The sequence below is a fragment of the Rhizobium sp. 'Codium 1' genome (genome assembly GCF_020889605.1).
GTDB classification, from domain to species: domain Bacteria; phylum Pseudomonadota; class Alphaproteobacteria; order Rhizobiales; family Rhizobiaceae; genus Allorhizobium; species Allorhizobium algae.
Genome location: NZ_JAJGPW010000012.1, coordinates 1 through 20,421, shown reverse-complemented (window position 1 = coordinate 20,421; position 20,421 = coordinate 1). Strand labels below are relative to the sequence as shown.

Sequence of the window (20,421 nt, the reverse complement as noted above, 5' to 3'; positions counted from 1 at the left end):
ATTTTTCTATAGATGATTTACGAAATTTTTTTATCTCTGATTCTGAGCGTTCTTTTGAAGCCTTGAATTCTATTATGAGATACTCGTCATCTTCGCTGTATACAGCATCACCTAAAAGACGCTCCATCGCTCCCGCCAAAGGTGCGATGCTCGCATTTGTGGTCAGATGTTTGCTTAGCCAGATCGATTCGACTGTCTTTTCCCACCAGTGAAAATGCTTACCCAGTGCAGATCTGTCGTCGTTCACAGACCAGTCGATTTCTTCATTGTCGCAATCAAATTTCAGGTCCTCGATTAGGCTATAGCGCCAGTCATCCATATTGCAATTACTCCATCTATCCTGTTCCCGGTTGTTTAGAGCCTACCCCTTTAAGAAACATGGATTTAGCGACGGGAAAAATGACAACTTGCAGCCGAAGATCCTGTCCCCCATCCTTGTGTTACAGAAACGACCGTTTAAATCACCGGAGGGGCCAATGGGCGAAATGATCGGATACGCTCGCGTATCGAAATCGGACGGTAGCCAGACACTCGATCTTCAGAAGGACGACCTGTTGAATGCTGGCGTTGAGGCTGGGCGCATCTACGATGATTTCGCGACTGGCAAGCGAGACGACAGGCCCGGCCTTCAAGCTTGCCTCAAGGCCTTGCGCGAAGGCGATACGCTGGTGGTCTGGAAGCTTGATCGCCTCGGGCGAGACATGCGACATCTGGTCGACACCGTCGATGATTTGTCGAAACGCGGCGTAGGCTTGCGCGTGCTCACTGGGCAAATGCCCGTGGACACCGGCACGGCGCAAGGCAAGCTAATGTTCGGCATCTTTGCCAGCCTAGCCGAATTCGAACGTGAACTTATCCGCGAGCGAACCATGGCGGGGCTGAAGGCAGCCCGCGCCAGAGGGCGAGTAGGCGGACGAAAGCCAAAAATGACCAGCGCAAAACTTCGGCTGGCGCAAGCGGCAATGGCAAATCCACAAACTGTTGTTGCTGAGCTATGCCGGGAATTGGCGGTATCGCGGCAGACGCTTTACCGCCATATCGCACCGGATGGTTCTCTTCGAGCATGATCGGTCCGTTCAATCGACAATGAACGTCTGCGGCGGGGGCGGCCCATCGCGGAAATACATTCCGATTACGCACTCGCGAACCGGTACGGCGTTCCCGTTCGATAGGCGGCGGACGTGCGAACGCCGATGATGCGGACGCGGAGAGGCGTGCCCCCCTCTCACTGTGCCCTTCGATAATCCTTCATGAATCGCCTCGGGGTCGATCCTGACGATAGATCGTTTAGCAAAAGCGGTCTGGCCCCGCTTCACGCGGCGAGCGTTGCTCTTTTCATTTGGATTGGTGGTCTCAATTCGTACTTTGGGCAAGCAGAGCAGCCGCAGGAAGCGTCCGAGCATGAGAGCATGATCCTGAAATTCGAGAGGATCGAACGTCTTCTCGTAGTCCGGAAAATGGCACCACATTTCAAATGCGCCGCGAGTTCCGTTATCGTTGACAATGTCCGGATGAAAGTCGATTTCACACCCGTGGAAACACAGCTTCCCGTCAACAAACACCAATGGGATTGCGTTGTACCCGTTCCGATTTTTCGTCCGCTGCAGATCCCAGATATACATGCGATCCGGCCCGCCGAAAGGGTCTTTCACAGCGGTCTCGATCCAGACGTGCTCGTGAGGCAGCGGATAGGTTGAGATATCCGTGAGTTCATCGGCCTCCACGTGCGGATAGTGGGTAAGCTCCTCGGAATCAATGTGGATACCTGGTTCCTTCCAGACAAATTCGAAGGTTTCCGGATCGGAAAGCCTGGCGATTATCCTTCGATATAGGCGCTCCGTCAGTGCTAGGTCCTGATTGGGTAACACGATGGCGTAGGCGAGCCGATTGCTCCGGGCGAGATTCAGAACGAGGTTGCGAGTAGGCAGCAAGGCGACCATCTCCGTTTCAATGGTAACGAACTATTCGGTGGAGGAAGAAGTTGGTCAGGCTGGCTGGCAGCAAAACAGCCGTGAGGCAACTGGTGGTGACGTTCCTCGAACGACCCTGCTGTTTCGTCAGCCCAGCAATCCTCGCTATTGTGAAGATCCAACTGGGTTTCCGCTCGAAAACCGCGCTGAACATCGGAGAGGTGACGGTCTGGAGGCTGGCTCAGTTTTCCATGAAGTGGTGAGGCTGTTGAGGTAAGTGTTGTGCAAAAGGCTGTCGCTATTCACGGTTTACTCCAATCATATTTGGGCATGATGCCCGATCGGCTTCCGTCGTCATCGGAGGCAGCTCAATAATGAATCAAAGCATTGATTTGTCTATATTTTTAGTCCTTGATAGCTTCAAGGATTGGAACAAAGTTCCTCAAGGTTGGAGCCTACGTTTTGATTTGAAGGCTGAACATCTCAAGGATTCGAGGTCACTGGATCAGCCAGAGAACCCACGGTCTTCGCCGCTTATTTCTTCGTGAGACATTTGGAAAGCCATTGAAAAACAATGCTTAGCCCCGGCGATCCATGCCGAATTCTGACTCCGCACGGAGCCAAACTTGAATCCTTGCGATGAGATAGCAAGCAACCGTCTGTTCGGACCGCGCAAATGCGAGAGCTTGTGGCTTTATTAGCACTTTATACCTTGAAAGGCCTTGTCAGCCACCCCGAACGCAAAAATGTTTCATGCCACTTTTAATATCGTCGTACGCAGCAAGGAATCGCCGAGATGATGGAGGTCCTCGAATCCTTGCCAAAGCCCAAAATGCGCGGCACAGCCTTCTGCTTCGTGATGCTATCTCGCCAGTGCCGCGACTGTCGATTTCTCCTTGTTGTGCAGACAGGACGGACAAACAGGTTCTGAGCGGTTCCCGTTCCTGAGTTACGACGCTATTCGCTGAAGAATATTCATCGGAGCGAACAGCGGATGGGCAGCTAGCTTCGGTGCCTGCCGTTGTGCGGTTCTCGCATAGCAAAGCCGCGACGCGGCGACTGCCGTACCGAACGAGTACCCGAGCTAGTATCCGGTCAGTCGTCGGTTCACGGCGGGGTGAGTGCGCCGTCTCCTTCCTGTTAGCAGCTACGATATCCGCACAGGGCTTCAAGTTCGCCTTCGATGTAATCGGACGCACCGCAGATCTCCATTTAGCGAAACCTCCACCTGCCCGAAACAAGCGGCAGCGCTTGCGGCTCAGTCCCCATGCTGCAGCAAGCGCGTCATCTGGCCACGTAAGCATCTCGCTTTCTCGCCATATGCCCCAGAGCATGTAGGTAGCTACCGCACCGGCCTTGCGAATAGGGTAATCAGGCAAGTCCACCTTTGAGAATTTGGCAGTCAGCCGACGTTTTGCAGCTTCCCGCGCAGCAGGCGGTATGCGTGCTATGAAGTGCGCGTGGAGGTCAAAAAGCCCGCTGACGGGATCGAAACGCGGATGAATCGTGAGAAGAAGAAGCTCGAAAGAACATCGTTTCCGAAGTTCGCTTAATTGGGTATTCAGAAGCGAGTTGAACGCTTTGAGACCGGCTTCCAGAGCCTCTGAGCTCACCTTCGCGTTAGGGATGCCTACACACCAGAATATACAATCCTGGAGCCCTATATCAACCGCAAACGCTTCAAAATCGCGCACCACCGGGATGTTCCTGCGGCGTGCATTTACCTTGAACATCCGCGATCCACGGGTGGGTCGCCCGAGTTCGATGACCTCACCAGGAGCATCCTGCAGCAGCAGGAGATATCGATCTCTATCCGAGACGAACACGTCGGCACCGACTTTCTCAAGCCGCTCAGCTAATTGGCGTGATTGTGCAAACCGATGGTTCGCGGGGGCAGCTAGTCTGAAAGTCACCCTCGAGCCTTTCTCGAGAGTGGTGCGGGGTACGCTAGCTATTCAAAAACGAAATCAATGGCAGATTTCTACAGGTGCGGGGCACCTAACCATCTGAAAACGCTTGATTATGCCTCAGCCTCCGGGCCCACCATTTGTCCATCTCGCACAATAAGGCCGGACTCTCGCCAAAAAACCCGGACTCATCGCCAGACTAGCTTGGACTCAGCTCAAACGGGGACCTGAGGTCTGTAATTTCTTAATTTTCGATGTCGTAGTCTTCAGGCTCAAATACATTTACTTCGCCCAAGTCGACTTCCAGATAGCTCGCATCAAGCCCAAATCCGACGAGTTTAAACTTTTCATTGTCAGTTCCCAAACCTTGAACGGCTAGGTCGACCGTCGCCCTTATATCGAATTCTTCTTCATATTCGATCGATTTGCCGCCCATGCTCAGCGACTCCCGATCAATGCTGTCCCAAACTGAAAACTCGACTTCTATGGGCACTTTCAGTGTTAGCAAGAGAGGCAGGCTAATCGTAACGGAGGTCTGATCCCCATCCGTGGTTACAATCTCAAGCACGTCTATTTCGGTGACTTCAGGCCAACCCGTGCCGATCAACATTGGAGCCATTGCATAGGCTTCCATTTCTCCAGACGTAGCGTTGCCCTGTACCATAAATTCCAGTTTCTCGACCTCGTTGGTGAGACAATCCTGGAGTTCTTCTTTAGCGTCGTAGTCCTCGGCAAGCCATTTGGATAACGCAGCCCTGAGTATGACTGGAGGCTGATTGATAAGCGAAAGAGCGCGCTCGATGTCGGGGACAAGGTAAAGGTATGTCGACTTCTTACAAAAGGTCAGCCAGTCGCCGTCCTTCGAGACGACAATGATTCCCTTGTTTCGTTGCTCCGCAATCCGTTCAAGGGCCCACAGGGCCAGCGCATCTGGGAACTCACTTTTCTTGGCTCCAGTTCCAAAAGGAGGATCACTCGCGAAGTATGCGTCAAATATGGTGGCCGTATCTACCAACGCCGTATCATCGAGAACCTGGCAATTGGTATTTCGAATGTAGTCGTTGAACCGCTTGGCGGCAGCTTCTTCAGCTGTCTGCCCACCAGATATCATGGCGATAATGTCATCCCTTGTAGGGGTGTCTGTGTCGAAGGCTGCCAACGCAGCCCCGATCGCCTTTTTTGCTCCACGCAACGAATCCGTCGTCGACCGCAAAAGATGCCGTCGAATTTCGCGTGCGACCGTACCAGACAGGAGAAAATCGAAATGCAAAGCAGACAGACTGCTGATGGCTTGCAACGCCGCGCCGTTCAGCTGGAGCGCTTTTTCATCGAAGATATTGGTATCGACGGAGAGTGCGTCGATCTGGCCGCTTTCCAGTAATTTTAATAGAGAAACTTCATCTACAATCGGCATGATTGCAAAATGCCACACCACTCCGCGATTCGGAAGCAGAGTTGCAGCAGGCCTGATCATTCCCCTTTGAGCTCAAAGAACAGCGTCTACCTGAAGCGCCTGCTCATCGAGCAGCTTCTGCTTAAATGTCACATCAACCATGTCTCGAGCCGCGATGATAGACATTCCAGACGCCACTAGAGATCTAAAAACGTGGCTCATCTGAACTTCCAGATCGGGATATCTGCGAAGTGTTTCGGGCAACCTTTCGCCCTTACGGTAAGGTTCTCGCGACATCCCGTTGATAGCGTCACGCCACTCGATTGCTTCATCTGGAACGAACTCAAACTGGTCGGGACCTCTGACGATCTGCGGCGTCAGGCAAAACCATTGGCCTTCGATCTCGGCCACCGAATGCAGAACAAGGGACGAGGCACTGACATACCAACCAGTGACGTGGCGACTTCTTCCTTCGGTATCGTTCGTGGCCTGCATAGCGCAGTTCGCATGACACTCGTTCCGTCGCATACCAATTTTTAAGAGCTGGTCCTCTGGAGGCCGGGTGACGAGGACACGGGGTAGTGCCATGACTTCTGCTAGTGTTGCTGCCTCGAATTCAGTCGGAGGAGAAGCAGACGCCTCTACGTTCCGAAGCACCAACAACTCGACCTCGGCTAAGGTTCTGCTCTGTGCGGCGTTGAGTGACATATCGATAGTCATTTCACTTCTTCTAGATGCCCACATCCAGCTTTCTTGCAAAGCCCTAGCATGACATTCGCGACTTGGATGTCATCTCGAATGCCGCTCAATAACATTTCCCTCTTCAGCGACAACACGATAGCCAGAGCCTCTCATATCAACCGTATAGTCGAAGCTGGCGACCCCACTCAGACGCTTTTTCGTTGAAGGGTTCGAGACTTGCCAGTCGTAAATGCCGGTCACCCGACAGGTCGCCACGTTGCAACTCGTTCTGATCGTGTTGGGTCGAGCACTGGAAACCCTGACGGGCCAACGATCAGCATACTGCTTTTTGTCAGCCAGAACTTCCCGGCGAGTGATCTGCTTGCCATAGAATTGGACGCTCTCGGCATAGGCGTTCTGGGATAGCTGGATCAGATCGTTCGTGGGCAAAGAACCAGACAGGATCAGCCCCAACACGAACGCCTTGGCTTTTGCTTCGTCCTGCTGTGACGATGGTTGACTGGGAACCATGCTGGGCGCTTGTGGCAACGAAGGAGCGACCTGAGCGCTATCTTTTCCTGCACGGGTGATCCCAAGCGAGGCAACTTCTTGCGGGGTGAAGACGTACATATCTTCAGCCTTCGTTCGAAGCATACGAGTGATAACCTCTTGAGAAACCCCATACTTCGCCAGCGTCTCGAGAACGTCCGACAAGTTAAGCTGGGCCGCTTCGATGTCATCAGAACCTGACATCTGGTGAACACCCAGCTTGCCTTCTGCAATCCGCGCTTGGCCCGCGAGAAACACAAATGAGCAGGCCGAGAGACACTGGAAATCAGGAAGAATGATGGTGTTCATGCCCCGGTCGTAAACTTCTTCAGCGACCAGCAAACCCGCCTGAACTGAGCCACCTCCACTGTTTAGCACCACTGTATGCGCCTGCGGATTTGCGGTCAAAGCGCGCCTGAAAGCCAAGGGTGTTCTGAAATCAATCTCACCATCGAGGACGATCACGTTCGGCAGATCGTTCAACACGAAGAAGGGAGCGAAATCCTGAGCCTGTGCGTGCCCCACCTCAGCTCTCCCGAGCAAAGCTGTGGCCGCAAACATACTCGACAATGCGAGACGCCGTAAAAATCTACGCATTTCACCCCACCCAATACGTAACAGCCAGCTCTCCGATAGCCTGCGCCGCCCCCACACTAGCACCACCTTAACTTTAGTATCCGTTACGGCATTTGCAACTCAGCCTTCACGGTTTGGAGGCAAGGATCGCGCACAATGTTCTGATGTTCGGCTGGTTTCCGATCGGATTCCTCACGCTCGGTTACGTGGCAACGATGCGCAGACCAACGGCGAGTCCGATCACCAGTGAAACTACGCCGACGGTGTTCAAATCAAACCCCTGCATAAATCCGCTCATCAACAAAAGAGCGGATATCGTCAGTAGCCAGAATGCGAAGACAGCTAGAGCGACGAATTTGACATCAGAGCGCGGAAAGAAATATCGACTTACGGTGAGCGCGAGAACTCCAGTGATCATTCCGCGCAAAAGGGCTGGGAACCAAAGAACGGAGACCTCGTAGAAATAGGGAATCCAATGCCCCTCACCGATAACAAAAGTAAGTAGCAACGTGTAGATATAAGCAACGATCATTGCGGTAAAGAACGCTGGAATAACCAGCAAAATGGCCGCAACGCACGCGATGATGTCGTGGCCACCCTTCTTGTCTGCCTCTGATCGACTTTGCTCCAACCCGCCCCCCAAAACATCACCCCTCTGCCACGCCGACTTTATTGACCGTGACGGCATTTGCAACCGTCACGGTAGCCATATGTGGTGTTGGCCTTATTGGTCGGGCATTACGCCTGCCTCAGATGGCAACCAACCCCTCTAGGTCTGGGCGCATTCGCCACCCGTCGAATTCGTCCATGAGTTCACGGACGGACATGGGCTGATTGCCGTAGTCTTCCAGGTCAGCGATCGTGCCGACAAAGTCTGAGTTAAGGCGTGTTTTGAATTTCCTGACAGAAGTCTCCTGTCCTCGTGCGCGATTTCACGAGGCTTGAAAGGTTGATGACGAGATGAACGAGGTCGGCCTTGGGCCTTCACGCTATTCGAAAATCGATTTTCGGAAACATGGGACATCCCTCCTGCATATGGACATTCAACGGGCCAATTAGCCTGCGGTCATATGCTTCATATAGAGGTCGCTTGAACTGTCATGGTTCTTGTCCGTAAGGCATTCATCATGAACGCGCGAAGGAACACATAGCGAACAAAAGTTTTTTGTCAAGCAGCACCTGAATGATTACTTTTTTCAGAACCGGGTGTTGACTTTCAAAAAACGATCTTTATTTGTCGGCCCATGCATCAGATCAAGCTCATCTTCATACGCACAGCCTGAACCTGTCCGTCGCAATCCCGCGGCGGCTGTTTGCTGTGCGTTGGAGGCAAGATGAGCATCGCTAATCAAGCGAAAACCCTTCGTGCGACCCGTTCCCTTGGCGCAATCAGACAGTTTCCTCCGAGAGGCACTGTTCGGTGCGAGGGTCCTGCCATGTTCAGATCCCAGGTGTCACGAGACACGGCATGCATTCTCGACGTGAACCCGTCTGTGACGGCTTGGCGATGCATGTCGCTGTCGATCAGATGCGGCACCGAAGGACATGTTCCTGACTTCCATGTTTTCAACGAAGATGGCCGTTCGATGTTGATCGACGCCCCTGACCGGCGTCTGCCGGTCAGCATCGACAACATTTCAAAAGCCGCATCCGAAGTCGGTTCGTCTTACCGCGTGCTTGCTCGCGAAGAAGTTTATGACGGCTTCCGATTGAAGAACGCCAAGGACCTCCTTCGGTATGCCGACTGCACGGTGACGCTTGCTGACAGATTGAGACTGCTGACGGCTCTTGATGAGTTCGGCAGCATGCCGCTGGTAGAATGCTTGAAAGCATTTTCCGAGACGAGCCCAGTCTCTGGTATCTCGGCCCTGATCTTGTCGAGATACGTCGAAATCGATCTCGATGAGGCACCGATCGGGCCTGAAACGACAGTCCGAAGAATAGCGCGTTGACCCCATAGCCAGCCGTTTTTCCCCGTCGTTTCAGGAGATCACTATGTCCTACACCCTTCATTCCAGGGCCTCTCGCCCCACCCTTGCCGTTGCGGCAACCATGTGCGTCGCAAGGCAAGCGCTCAGGCATTATCTGCGCGACAACATGCCTGCATTTTTCGCGATCATCGTCGTGCCAAAAGACACAGACGATTATTTCAAATCGGCTGTCAAAACCCTCATCGGCTCAACCCATCGCGTTGACGAACATGGCCAAGAGGTTGCTACGGTTTTGACAACGCCAATGGGTCCGATCGATACCAACAGAACGCTCGAGCGCCTCGCAAACCTTCGTCAGGTGGTCATCATCGCAGAAGACGCGACTGAACTTTCTCATGATCTTATTAGGGCAGCTGACTTCATGGTCGAGGTTCAGACTCCGAGGGCAGTTCACTACCTTGTGGCCGCGAGAAACCTCTCGATGCACGGTATGAATCAAGCCATCGCTGAAACTTTGGCGGCCTCGTCACTGCGGGATGTCTCTTCCGCAGTTCGCCAGGCTCGACCATTGTTGAGAGCTGTTGCGCAGTTGAAAAAGGTTAAGCAGGAAGAGACAGCAAAACCGAACAAAAAACAGGTCAAACGGTCAGGCCCAAAACTCGAAAACCTTTCAGGTTATGGGCCAGCAAAGGACTGGGGCATGCAACTTGCTCAGGATCTCAACGACTGGCGAGCAGGCAATATCACCTGGGATGATGTTGACACAGGCGCTCTGCTTGTCGGCCCTCCGGGTGTCGGTAAAACTTCATATGCAGAAGCCTTGGCAAACCAGTGTGAACTTTCGCTTGTGTCGGCATCGGCTGGGAGGTGGCAAGCCAAAGGCCATCTTGGTGACATGCTGAAAGCGATGAGAGCGGCGTTTGACGAGGCAGAGAAAAAGAAGCCCTGCCTGCTCTTCATCGATGAATTCGATTCATTCGGAGATCGTGATGCCGCTGGCGATCAAGATCATGTCGACTATCGTCGCCAAGTTATCAACACACTCCTTGAATGCCTTGATCCGACTGAAGGTCGTGAAGGTGTTGTGGTCCTTGGCGCAACAAACAATGCCTCGGGCATCGACCGAGCGTTGTTAAGATCGGGCCGTCTTGAAACTGTTGTCGAGATCCCGTTGCCTGACGCTGAAGCTCGGGCCGCGATCATCAGACATCACACAAAGAAGGATGTTCTTGCAGGGGACCTGGCCGATGTCGTGGACTTCACCGAAGGTTGGTCGGGTGCCGATCTTGCTCGACTTGTTCGTGAGGCTCGACGGATTACTCGTAGACAGAAGGTCGCGATGTCGGAAGCGGTATTGCTTCAGGCCCTGCCGCCGACAGTCAAACTGACGGATGAGGCTCGTTGGCGCACGGCAGTTCACGAGGCAGGTCATGCTCTGATCTCGGTTGCGCTGAAAGTGGGTGATCTCAGATTTGTCCGTGTCAAACGAGAGGTCGGCCAGGGGTCTGTAAACGCGGGCCATAATCAGATCAGACTGCCACAGAAGCCGTCGACAACTGTTGCCGAATTCAACGACATGATCGCTTTCCTGCTGGGTGGCATCGCGGCGGAAAACATCATGCTCTCATGCTACGGCTCTGGTGCAGGTGGCGCTCACAGTAGCGACCTCTTTCTGGCGAGTGACATCGCAACTCGGATTGAAAGGCATCTTGGCCTGGGGTCGTCGTTGTCGGTTGAACTCGGCAACGGAGATGAAGGTCTCGAGCGAATGAGGTTGGCCGACCCAGCTTTGCGAAAGCTTGTCGATCAGCGACTGAAGGCCCAGCTCGACAGGGCGATCAACATTCTCGAAGCACACTTTGGGAAATTGGAAGACCTGGCATCTCAGCTCATGGTCGAAGAGATCGTGTCTGGCGATCAGGTCAGAGACCTTTTCCATGCACATGAGATGTCCATGGCGAGCATTGCCAGCTAGCCACCATTCGGGCGTGCCGGCTGCCGAAATGCAGGCGGTCGGCGAAAAGTTAACAAAAGACGCGTTTTTGCGTCCTGTTTACGAATTCTTAAAACTTAACCGGTATCCGGGGCGTAGAGGCGATCCTTGATCTATATCTAGATCCTGGAATGTCTGGAAATGGGGCACCTGTCCTTTTTCCTTCGAACCGCTCGGGATGGTCCCGTCGGCAACTTGAATTTATTCATGGCCAGAAGGTTAGCTTCTGGTTCTCCGCATCACCCGAAAAGGGGTGGTTCGGGTTCGAGGTGGACCTCTCAAGGGAGGACTCCGCGACATGGGTAAGGTCATGTTTCCGATGTTGAGGAGCCCCGAATGAATTTCAAACATCACATCGCTGGCAAGCTCTATATGCAACGCGAAACCGCGAATAACGGTGACGTACACGCTGCTTTGTCATGTCACGCTCTGACCTCCAACCAAACCTCGTGCGTCAGCGCGAGCGTTACTGCATCTCCATTCCAGATCGTCTCCGAGATAGCCCTCTGAACCGCTGTTCAGACCGTCAACACTTGCGCCAAGGGCTGCGCTGGAATGGAGACCGAGATGGTATTCAACACTCTTGAACTGCTGAAAACAGCAGTGGCGATCAAGCCGTCGTCACTTCGTGAGCTTTGCCAGCTCCCCGAAGACATCCTCGCGTCCGTCCTCTCACTGGGTGGATTTGACACCCCCTCTTCCTGGGAGGTGTGAGACATGGAGAACTGGGATTTTGGCATTCGTGGCGTCCCCAGGCAAGTTTTCACCGTAGCTCACAGTCCGTTGTGGGCACCAAAATGGGGCACCATGTATCGGACCTTGCCCGTTACATTTCCGACCACCAAGTGTGCCCAACTCGAGGTCTTTGCACGCCTGCCCTTGATGGCTGACGGCCTCATTCACCTGGATACCGACCCAGAGGTGGAGGCGATCTCGGCATACCCGATGTCGATCGAGTATCTGTCGCCTATCACGGACTTCAAGTCCGTCAAGAAAGCCCATGTTCCTGATGTGGCCGCCCGTATGCGTGGCGGGCAGATCATCTTCATCGACTACATTCCGTGCAACGAACAGGAGGCCAATCCTTGGATTGAACGACGGACGCTTGCGTTAAAACGCCACTGCGAAAACGCCATGGGATGCCTGTATGCCGTCCATGACGAACGGTGTGTTCTGGCCAATCCGTTGTTTCAGAATCTCAAGGTCATGTGGCGGCATAAGCAGACGGCTGCGGATGTGGCAGGTCTTTCTTTGGTTCTCCAATCGCTTCGGTATTGCCAGTTTCCGTCAACCATCAAAGAGCTTCGGAACGCCTGTCTGGCAGACGATGAGGTTGGTGACCTCATCGCATCATATCTCAATCAGGGTGACGATCTCGTCTTCGCAGCGATCATGCAGATGTGCATCTCGGGCGAACTCGACATCGACTTGTCGCGGATTTTTGCCGGCACGTCCGAAGTGCGTCGGCGCAAGCTGAAAGGAGCCTGATCATGGGTATGGAGCGATTTGAAACCATTCGCCCTTTTCCAGGACGAGTTACTCAAGACGACATTCCGCAAACACCGCCGAGAGCGGCAGCGGTTCAGCCTTTTGATATGCGAACGAACGATGTCTACAACATCTTCGATGAGCGTCGGCTGACATACACGCCGTATCAGGTTCAGAAATGGGTCAAACTTGGTGGCGAACAGCCTCTGAAAGTTGTTCGCCTGCATGCCCCGACAGAGGCTCTCGAGCTTCACCTGACATACTGGCAGATCGACTATCTGCAGAAGCGCGGTCGCATCATTCCCGTCAGCGCAGTCGCACCTGAGGGCGAGCACGGGCGAACCCCTGGATACGGTTTGAGCCTCACTGGCAAGCCTGCCGAAAAAGCATCTCGCTATCTTGAATATATCGAAGTTGCCGAGAAGCACCTTGTCGACAAGAACGATGGCAAGCCTTCCAGAAAGATCCTTACCCAAGCAGTCAAAGACCTAGCCGCTTTGCGAGGGGAAGCCCCTCCTTCGATCTCGGTAATCTATGACAAGATGAAGAAGCTCCGTATCGACCGAAACTTCGACCCACTTGCCGCGGTCGCCGACGAGGCGCGACCTGGCAACCGCTCGAAGCGGAAGCCAGGTTCGGCAGAGGCTGCAATTCGGGAAGCCGTAGAGGAAGCGATTTCCATCAACGGCAATTGGCATGACGTGAAGGCACTTCTCTACGCGTGGTCACGGCCTGACGGGAGATATTCCGAGTTTCCCAATCTGGTCAGATCCGAGGGGGTTGCTGACCCTGTCTTTTCTGACCGAACGATCCAGCGTCGTCTGGCAGAAGTTGATCGCTATACGCGAGACGGGTTGCGCTATGGAGACGAGTATGCTGATCGCAAATATGCGGATCGGTTAACACAGCTACGCCCGCGACATGTTCTCGACATTGTCGATGTTGACCACACGACATTGGACGTTGTGGTTTTCGGCGAGGGCATCTCCTTTGGTCGACCTGATCTGCTCATCTTTCGGGACCGCTTCTCGGGGACCAAGACTGGCTGGCATGTAAGCTTTGGGCCGCCGTCTTATGAAACATTCCTCAACGGCCTTTTGCACGCAATCTCACCGAAAGATCCGGAAAGCCTTCCTGCGTCCGTGGAAAGCTATCCTTATCATGGGTTGCCCCTTCGACTTGGTGTCGACAACGCTAAGCACCTGATCGGCGTCGACATCAAGGCCGCGGCACGCCAACTCGGTATGCAGACTGTTGCTTATCGTCCTGGACATCCGTGGGAAAAAGGGGCGCTGGAACGACTTTTCGGCATTTTGAACATCCAGCTTATTCACAAGCTTCCAGGGACAACGACCAATTCGCCAGATGAACGCAAGAAATATGACGATGACAAAAACCTGGCTTTGCCACACATCGAACTGGCCGAGCTGAACGGATTTCTCGCCTATTACTTTGCAGAAATCGACCATCAGACACCGCACCTTGGCCTCGGTCCAGTTCCTGGCACCGCTGCGGTACCGGCCGACCTGTGGGAGGCTGGAATTTCAAGCATGCCTGCCCGTCCGATCCAGGACTACACGATCCTTGCACGACTTGCTGGTGAAGCAAGGGAAGTTGGCATCACCGACAGCGGACTTGTGCGATGGGGTCTTGAATATCAGTCGGCCCAGCTGAATGCCCTGAAACTGAGCGCCAGCCACAAGCGTGGTCAAGGCAAGTTTCACGGGACGAAATACCGTGCAACGCGCGATCCCTCAGACATGAGCCGGATCTGGGTGGAAGTGCCAGGTGCGCTCGGTGAACATATCGAGGTGCCAGTGTCTGGAGCGTATGCAGAATACGCCCGCGGACTGACGCTTTCGCAACATCGGATGATCGTTAAACATTACCGCGAAAAGTCAACCGAGGCGGCCAATGCCACTCGTCTGATGAAAGCAAAAGCGGAGCTTACTCAAACGCTCGTTGACGTTCATAACCGCCGCAAAAAGCATGGGACCGCGACAAAGCTTGCCCGCTTCCTTGCCAAACAATCCTCGCGCATCGAGTTCTCTCGGCCGGTCATCCTGGCGGAGGAAGAACAAGGCGCACGATTGAACCTTGCCCACCCGAACAAGGTCGAGCGCAAGCAACCTCGGTCGCCGCTGGCAAGGGCGCGTATGCCTGCTCCGAAAACGCCTAAGGAGACGGATGACTTCGATCTCGACACAAATGACCGGCTGATCTTCGATCAGGGTGAAACACCGTCCCTGTCCTCGCCTGATGGCGATGAATTCGGTCACCCTGGCGTTCCGTCTATCGATGACATTGCAGTTCAAAATGATGATTGGGAGGACTGATATGGCTGGATTTCACGAGATCCCATTTCGAACTGCAGAAGAACGTGAGGCGGCGGCATCTCGCCCCGTCCATGAACGTCAGGCGATGATCGAGCGCCTTCTCTACAAGTACCCGTTGTTCAAAGCGGGCGAGGATTTCATTCGCCGTTTCCATTTCCCGTTCGAGAACGGAACTCATGGCAAGGGAACAATTGGAGGCTTGCTTGGACCTTCTCGTGTCGGCAAGTCAACGATTTGCGAATTCTATGCCTCTGGCATCGAGAACCCCGAACCAGATGAATTTGGTGAGACCTATCGCGTCATCCACGTTACCGCGACCAGCCAGACAACTCCGTCGTCGTTGACGGACACGATCGCCGCGAGAACGGGTCTTCGCTCGATCCCTGCAAAAAACTCAGGCTCGGGTGAACATGGTGCTTCGTCGCCTAGAGACCGTACGAACGGAACTCATCATTCTCGATGACGCACAGTTCCTGTTTCTCGAGAGAACCCGCTCTCAGGTTCAAGGGTTCTTGAGCCTTCTGAAAGATCTTGCAGACATGAAAACTCTCAATGTTCTGCTCGTGGGTGTCGACGAGGTTCGAACTGTAGTGGCTGGAATTGACTACATCGAAGGACGTGGTGGCTTTAAACACAAATTCCTCGCGCCTCTGGGTGATGAGGGTGAAGAGTTCAACCAGTTTCGTCTTCTCCTGAGCAAGATCGATGCTCGCCTTCCCTTCCGTCAACCTTCGGTACTGGCTGACAGTGTCGTGGTCGCAGCTGACGTTCATGCTTTTACAGGCGGCTCGATCGGACGGGTGATGAACCTTGTTCGGGAGGCATCTGCGCTAGCGATGAATGCCAACTCGAGCGGCATCTTCCTTGAGCATTTCCGTCAGGCATCAACGTTACTCGGTCGTGTCAACGACACCCGTCAATACTTTCGGAGGTCGTGACATTGGCAGGTCTCTTTGGCGGTCGATATGCATTCTCAAGCTGGTCGTTGCATCCTGAGTTCGGAGAGCCAGCCCATGGCTATTTTCTGCGGCTGGTCGCAAACGAGGGCCAGCCGAGTGCGGTTATCTATGCGAATGAAATTGGCTTGAACGGAAGGGTATTAGGCCCCGAAGAGACAATTGATGTCCTGCTGGACCTACCCATTCCCGACCCCAAAAAAGAGAGCCTGAAACATTTCAGTGCGGCATCGGATGGGGCTTGGCACGATCTCGCTGGCCAACGTTTGCGTCAACGACAGATGTCGTTTTCAACCCGCCGCTTCTGCCCTGGTTGCCTTGCTCAATCTGGTCATCACCGCGCATGGTGGGATATCGTATCATTCAGAACATGCCCTGATCACGGGGTAACCTTGCATGAGACTGATGAAGCTGGTGAGGAAATCGGCTGGTGGTGGAGTGACATCAGCACCGACACCAAGGGTAACATTCTTGCCCGACACCTTCCATTGCGGTCGGTAAAACCTCAGGATTCTCTCGAACACCTGATCCTCGAGCGCATGGCAGATAAACACGCCCAGACGCGCCAATTGCTGGACAAGGTACTACTTTACGACGTTATCGGCGTCTGTGAATTCCTGGGCCGATGGCTTCGAAATCCATATGCCAAAACGGCACCGGCCGAACTGACCGATGACGCCGAATTCGGCATGCAGGCACTTGCCTATAACCTCGACCATCTCATCCAGTGCCTGCGCAGCTGGTTCACGGACAATGTCAACAATGACCTGAAAAAAGCCGGCAAGCTCGAGGCGATGGGATGGGCGCATATCGCTCTTAAAAATCGGATCGACACGTCCGAGGCCAGCATCTGGGATGTCATCCAGGAGGCCTCCAACACGGCTTTCGAGACCGTTGGCCATTTCGGTCGGAAGGCCCCGAAAGATCCATGTGACCTCTTTGCTGAAAAAGCTCTGAAGCCGCTGGCAGAGGAACTCGGCTGGGATATTGCGGGCGTCATCAAGCTTAATCGTGCCATGGGTCTGGACCCTATGACGGGTGCTTCCTGGGAGTTAACAAGCGAGCAGAAGAATGTTGTCCGCAACGAGATTAAAGGACTTCTGACAACGGCAGATGTCGACCGCCAGCTAGGCCTTTCCAGCTGGGAATGGCGTAGCCTTGTAGAAGATGGCCACCTGACCTTTTACCGCCCCTCAGGCACCAAGCGCTTGTTTCGGGCGACCGAGGTCCGAGCGGTAATTCACAAGGTATTGTCTGCAGCATGCACGAAACCCGGGACCAAGAGCGTCTCCCTGCGCAGCTATGCCCATCAGAACAAGCTCGATGTCGCGACCGTCTTGTCGTTACTCATGAGTGGTGAGCTTTCATCCTGGCGAGACAAGACATCTGGCGTAAAACTCTCCAGCCTGCGGGTCATCGCTGACAACCGCCGCCCCGAGCGAAATCGCATCCTCGCCAACGATGCCGCCCTTAAGCTCATCAGTGTGGGTGAAGCATCCGTCCTGTTGGGGGTGCCTCATGTCAGGCTCAAGCGCCTGATGGAAATCGGTGTACTTGTGGAAGCCGGCATCAAGAACTGCCTTTCGCGATCTGATGTGATGGCTTTCCATGAGCAATATGCGAACCACCAAATCTATCGACATGCTCTCGGTTGCCAGCCCCATGAAGTGTTGACCTTGCTGGCTGATTTGAAGGTGATCCCGAGTTTTAGCAACGAACACATCAACACATTTGTTGAGCGTAAACTCGTCAGGCAGGCCGTGGGATTATCGGTTGACCCCGACCACCCTTCTGTTGCCAGCAACGAGATGTGGCGATCGTTTCGAACGCAGGTGGCAGAGTGTTGTCCAAACCTGGCGGTACCAGAAACCGTGCCACCTGATGGAGCGACCATCCGCAGTACAAACAGGAAGCTGACGCTCGATGTTCATTTGCTCGATGATGACGGTTTCAAGCTCTTGTTCGAACTTGATCCGACCAAGACACCGCGGCGCTGGGAGGTGTTTGAGAGAAACAAGGCCCCCATCAGCGGTCTCTTTGATGACCTTGGCTGTCATCACGTTGACGAACCGACATCCGTATTCGTGAAGGTTGTTCGGTGCGAAGACGAGGTGAAAGAGGCGGCGGATTTCCTGTCGGCAGCGGTCGGGTATTTCGGGTAGCAGACGCCTACTCGGAACGTCACCGTTTGCCGCCGGTCATGTCGCAACTTACCCTTGTTTCAAGCAGGGGTGTTTTGGCTATGAAGATTTCCGCATTCAGAAGTTTTGTTTTGACTTCAGTGCTGTTGCTCGCACCAGCAACGGTATCTGCACAGGACTATGATGCTGGGATGGCGGCTTACGGTCGTGGGGATTACGAAACAGCCGCTCGAGAGTTTCAGGCTCTTGCCGATAGCGGCGACGCCTATGCGCAATCAAGACTTGGCGCAATGTACTATCGCGGCCAAGGCGTCCCAATAGATAAATCAGAAGCCGTCCGCCTCTACCGCCTAGCGGCTGACCAAGGCGCTGTTGAAGCACAAGTTCTTCTAGGTATCTCATACTATACGGGCGACGGCGTCTCCCAAGACAAATCAGAAGCAGTGCGACTTCTTCGCCTTGCCGCTGATCAAGGTTCAGATATTGCACAAACCTCGCTAGGTGAGATTTACGAAAGTGGCGACGGTGTTTCCCAAGACAAGTCGGAAGCTGCTCGACTTTATCGCCTCGCAGCTGACCAAGGGAATGCCGAGGCCCAATATAAACTCGGAGTTATGCACACTCGCGGAGACGGCATGCCTTTAGACTTCGCAGAGGCGGTGAGACTGTTCCGTCTCGCCGCCGAACAAGGTCTAGCTAAAGCCCAGTATAGCCTTGCTGTTTCATACGCGACAGGCTCTGGAGTCTCGGCGAACATGTCAGAAGCGCTTCGGTGGACCAGACTTGCCGCTGAACAGGGCCTGGCAGACGCCCAACACCGCCTCGGTGTTGTGCACATTGGTGGAGAAGCGGTCTCCGCAGACCCGTCGGTAGCAGCCCGATATTTTCGTCTTGCCGCTGATCAAGGTCACGCCGAGGCCCAGTACTTCCTTGGTTTACAATATGTTTCAGGGCATGGCGTTCCCATAGACCCATTAGAAGCAATTCGGCTTCTTAGTCTCGCGGCTGATCAGGGACTTGCAGATGCACAGTATCGACTGGGTGTTATCTATGTTTTGGGACAAGGGGTTCCTCGAAACGAGTCTGAAGGCATTAAACTATTCCGGCTTGCCGCCGACCAAGGCCACGCTGAAGCCCAATATGACCTCGGTTTCAGATATGATCATGGAGATGGGCTCCCAAAAGATCCGTCCGAAGCGTTCCGGCTTTACCGTCTAGCCGCTGAACAGGGTCTTTCAGACGCCCAATTCGGACTCGCGGTCATGTACGATCTTGGAGAAGGTGTTCCGAAAAATATATCAGAAGCCGTTCGACTTTATCGACTAGCCGCTGAACAAGGTCACGCTAAAGCGCAATACAATCTTGGGGTCACGTATAACACAGGAGAAGGAGTTCCGAAAAATCTCGTCAGAGCACATCTCTGGGCAAACGTTGCGGCTGCCAACGGGCATGAAGAAGCGCGCAGTTTCCGAGATTGGCTTGAACAAAAAATGGATAAAGTCCAAATTTCTGACGCTGAGCGCAAAGCACACACCTGTATGACTTCTGGATACACGGACTGCGATTGACGAACCTTACCCCATCCGAGGTGACATCACAGCTCTTCAGATGACCTTACGATTGCGACCTGGTTGACCTGTACGGCCACTTCCTTCCAATCCGGCTCAGGATCTTTCGCTGATGGCTGAACATAGAGCGACGTTTCAGGTTGGCGGGATGCAAGCGCCTGGACCGTTCTGAATAGCCCATGCATTATCTTTCGCATTAGGCTGATAGCGGCGTCACGTTTGTAAAAGCTTGCGAACTCGAGGCCATGGTCGAACTGCATATGAGGAACGGCATAGGACCCACTTGGCATATCCATGGTCCACACATCCAGCCTCACATGCGCATAGTCTTCATCAGAGTGAGCGTATACCTTCTGCCGAAGTTGAATAATCAACTCATGTAATTCGCGCTCGGGTTCAGTAAGACGAATTCCAATTTTTTTGAGGGAAAGCTTGTCGTATCTGCCTTTACTGCTCGTGAAGGCACGGCCATACGCGACAATGAACGCGGTCTTGAAGCACTTAATGCGCCTCAACTCCACTTTCGTGTATTTCGCTTCCTCATCGACCTCCTCGCCCAAGAAGGTGATCGCACTCAAAGCCTGCTGGATGTCCGCGTGGGCGATCACCAGTCGCTTTAAGAACTCTCGCTCGTCGTTGGCGGCTTCGGATACGGCATCTAACATGGCAATACCTCTTTCAATTGTCACCGACGTCAAACGTGCTTGCCGCGAACGACTGCGTTCAGAACCCTATTCGGACTGCATACGACGATGAATTGCGTAGCCAACCAAGCAACACCACGCGCCGAAATGGGCGCACAGCCATATCAGTAGAGCAATTCCTTCCTCCCCACTTGTAAAGCCAATCATGAAAGCTAGCGCTGTTATACCAAAAACAGAAATCACTGTAGCGATGAATACCGGTACAGTCTTTTCGTCCCCAACTTTGAACAAAAGCCTTGTTGGGATAGAGGCCATCAAAACAAAAAAAAGAGAAACCTATAATAAACA

Annotated in this window: 17 protein-coding genes; 10 read left to right on the top strand and 7 right to left on the bottom strand. The window is 53.6% G+C overall.

Annotation, left to right across the window (positions count from 1 at the left end):
* Nucleotides 1-319, bottom strand: a 319-nt coding sequence (locus LJE98_RS19945; RefSeq protein WP_229577020.1) for a hypothetical protein, incomplete at its 3' end; no start/stop codon positions are given.
* 157 nt (nucleotides 320-476) lie between these two features.
* On the opposite strand from LJE98_RS19945, the gene LJE98_RS19940 reads away from it, so the two are divergent.
* Nucleotides 477-1,067, top strand: a complete 591-nt coding sequence (locus LJE98_RS19940) for a recombinase family protein (RefSeq protein WP_229577019.1) — start codon at nucleotides 477-479, stop codon at nucleotides 1,065-1,067.
* A gap of 9 nt (nucleotides 1,068-1,076) precedes the next feature.
* On the opposite strand, the gene LJE98_RS19935 is transcribed toward LJE98_RS19940, so the two are convergent.
* The 5 genes from LJE98_RS19935 to LJE98_RS19915 form a co-directional block, all read right to left on the bottom strand.
* Nucleotides 1,077-1,940, bottom strand: coding sequence for a hypothetical protein (locus LJE98_RS19935; protein ID WP_229577018.1), 864 nt, complete (start codon nucleotides 1,938-1,940; stop codon nucleotides 1,077-1,079).
* A 2,121-nt stretch (nucleotides 1,941-4,061) separates the two neighbouring features.
* The gene (locus LJE98_RS19930; RefSeq protein ID WP_229577017.1) at nucleotides 4,062-5,291 is read right to left on the bottom strand and encodes a PIN domain-containing protein; all 1,230 of its coding nucleotides are present in this window, start codon (nucleotides 5,289-5,291) and stop codon (nucleotides 4,062-4,064) included.
* Nucleotides 5,292-5,303: 12 nt separating this feature from the next.
* A complete protein-coding gene (locus LJE98_RS19925) occupies nucleotides 5,304-5,930 on the bottom strand; it encodes a hypothetical protein (protein WP_229577016.1) in 627 nt (208 codons plus the stop codon).
* 69 nt (nucleotides 5,931-5,999) lie between these two features.
* A complete protein-coding gene (locus LJE98_RS19920) occupies nucleotides 6,000-6,965 on the bottom strand; it encodes a hypothetical protein (protein WP_229577015.1) in 966 nt (321 codons plus the stop codon).
* 253 nt (nucleotides 6,966-7,218) lie between these two features.
* A complete protein-coding gene (locus LJE98_RS19915; protein ID WP_229577014.1) occupies nucleotides 7,219-7,647 on the bottom strand; it encodes a hypothetical protein in 429 nt (142 codons plus the stop codon).
* Between the two features lie 880 nt (nucleotides 7,648-8,527).
* Between LJE98_RS19915 and LJE98_RS19910 the strand changes: the two genes are divergently transcribed.
* From LJE98_RS19910 to LJE98_RS19870, 9 genes are all read left to right on the top strand, one after another.
* Nucleotides 8,528-8,968, top strand: a complete 441-nt coding sequence (locus LJE98_RS19910) for a hypothetical protein (protein ID WP_229577013.1) — start codon at nucleotides 8,528-8,530, stop codon at nucleotides 8,966-8,968.
* Nucleotides 8,969-9,011: 43 nt separating this feature from the next.
* Nucleotides 9,012-10,922 carry an AAA family ATPase gene (locus tag LJE98_RS19905; protein ID WP_229577012.1) on the top strand — a complete coding sequence of 637 codons (1,911 nt, stop codon included), beginning with the start codon at nucleotides 9,012-9,014 and terminating at the stop codon, nucleotides 10,920-10,922.
* 585 nt (nucleotides 10,923-11,507) lie between these two features.
* Nucleotides 11,508-11,654: a hypothetical protein gene (locus LJE98_RS19900; RefSeq protein ID WP_229577011.1), complete on the top strand. Its 147-nt coding sequence runs from the start codon at nucleotides 11,508-11,510 to the stop codon at nucleotides 11,652-11,654.
* 3 nt (nucleotides 11,655-11,657) lie between these two features.
* A complete protein-coding gene (locus LJE98_RS19895) occupies nucleotides 11,658-12,428 on the top strand; it encodes a hypothetical protein (RefSeq protein WP_229577010.1) in 771 nt (256 codons plus the stop codon).
* A gap of 2 nt (nucleotides 12,429-12,430) precedes the next feature.
* The gene (locus tag LJE98_RS19890) at nucleotides 12,431-14,764 is read left to right on the top strand and encodes an integrase catalytic domain-containing protein (RefSeq protein ID WP_229577009.1); all 2,334 of its coding nucleotides are present in this window, start codon (nucleotides 12,431-12,433) and stop codon (nucleotides 14,762-14,764) included.
* 1 nt (nucleotide 14,765) lies between these two features.
* Nucleotides 14,766-15,227 (top strand): AAA family ATPase, encoded by a 462-nt coding sequence (locus LJE98_RS19885; RefSeq protein WP_229577008.1) that lies wholly within the window; start codon nucleotides 14,766-14,768, stop codon nucleotides 15,225-15,227.
* 76 nt (nucleotides 15,228-15,303) lie between these two features.
* Entirely contained in the window at nucleotides 15,304-15,702 is a 399-nt protein-coding gene (locus LJE98_RS19880) for a hypothetical protein (protein ID WP_229577007.1), read from the top strand.
* Between the two features lie 2 nt (nucleotides 15,703-15,704).
* Nucleotides 15,705-17,882 (top strand): TniQ family protein, encoded by a 2,178-nt coding sequence (locus tag LJE98_RS19875; RefSeq protein ID WP_229577006.1) that lies wholly within the window; start codon nucleotides 15,705-15,707, stop codon nucleotides 17,880-17,882.
* 80 nt (nucleotides 17,883-17,962) lie between these two features.
* Entirely contained in the window at nucleotides 17,963-19,429 is a 1,467-nt protein-coding gene (locus tag LJE98_RS19870; protein WP_229577005.1) for a tetratricopeptide repeat protein, read from the top strand.
* A 26-nt stretch (nucleotides 19,430-19,455) separates the two neighbouring features.
* On the opposite strand, the gene LJE98_RS19865 is transcribed toward LJE98_RS19870, so the two are convergent.
* Nucleotides 19,456-20,094, bottom strand: coding sequence for a hypothetical protein (locus tag LJE98_RS19865; RefSeq protein ID WP_229577004.1), 639 nt, complete (start codon nucleotides 20,092-20,094; stop codon nucleotides 19,456-19,458).
* Nucleotides 20,095-20,421: the final 327 nt, after the last annotated feature.

What these genes read in the sequence shown, in the direction of transcription:
- LJE98_RS19940 (WP_229577019.1), top strand. Translation starts at nt 477, where the DNA reads ATGGGCGAAATGATCGGATACGCTCGCGTATCGAAATCGGACGGTAGC.
- LJE98_RS19935 (WP_229577018.1), bottom strand. Translation starts at nt 1,940, where the DNA reads ATGGTCGCCTTGCTGCCTACTCGCAACCTCGTTCTGAATCTCGCCCGG.
- LJE98_RS19930 (WP_229577017.1), bottom strand. Translation starts at nt 5,291, where the DNA reads ATGATCAGGCCTGCTGCAACTCTGCTTCCGAATCGCGGAGTGGTGTGG.
- LJE98_RS19925 (WP_229577016.1), bottom strand. Translation starts at nt 5,930, where the DNA reads ATGACTATCGATATGTCACTCAACGCCGCACAGAGCAGAACCTTAGCC.
- LJE98_RS19910 (WP_229577013.1), top strand. Translation starts at nt 8,528, where the DNA reads ATGTCGCTGTCGATCAGATGCGGCACCGAAGGACATGTTCCTGACTTC.
- LJE98_RS19905 (WP_229577012.1), top strand. Translation starts at nt 9,012, where the DNA reads ATGTCCTACACCCTTCATTCCAGGGCCTCTCGCCCCACCCTTGCCGTT.
- LJE98_RS19900 (WP_229577011.1), top strand. Translation starts at nt 11,508, where the DNA reads ATGGTATTCAACACTCTTGAACTGCTGAAAACAGCAGTGGCGATCAAG.
- LJE98_RS19895 (WP_229577010.1), top strand. Translation starts at nt 11,658, where the DNA reads ATGGAGAACTGGGATTTTGGCATTCGTGGCGTCCCCAGGCAAGTTTTC.
- LJE98_RS19890 (WP_229577009.1), top strand. Translation starts at nt 12,431, where the DNA reads ATGGGTATGGAGCGATTTGAAACCATTCGCCCTTTTCCAGGACGAGTT.
- LJE98_RS19885 (WP_229577008.1), top strand. Translation starts at nt 14,766, where the DNA reads ATGGCTGGATTTCACGAGATCCCATTTCGAACTGCAGAAGAACGTGAG.
- LJE98_RS19880 (WP_229577007.1), top strand. Translation starts at nt 15,304, where the DNA reads ATGAAAACTCTCAATGTTCTGCTCGTGGGTGTCGACGAGGTTCGAACT.
- LJE98_RS19870 (WP_229577005.1), top strand. Translation starts at nt 17,963, where the DNA reads ATGAAGATTTCCGCATTCAGAAGTTTTGTTTTGACTTCAGTGCTGTTG.
- LJE98_RS19865 (WP_229577004.1), bottom strand. Translation starts at nt 20,094, where the DNA reads ATGTTAGATGCCGTATCCGAAGCCGCCAACGACGAGCGAGAGTTCTTA.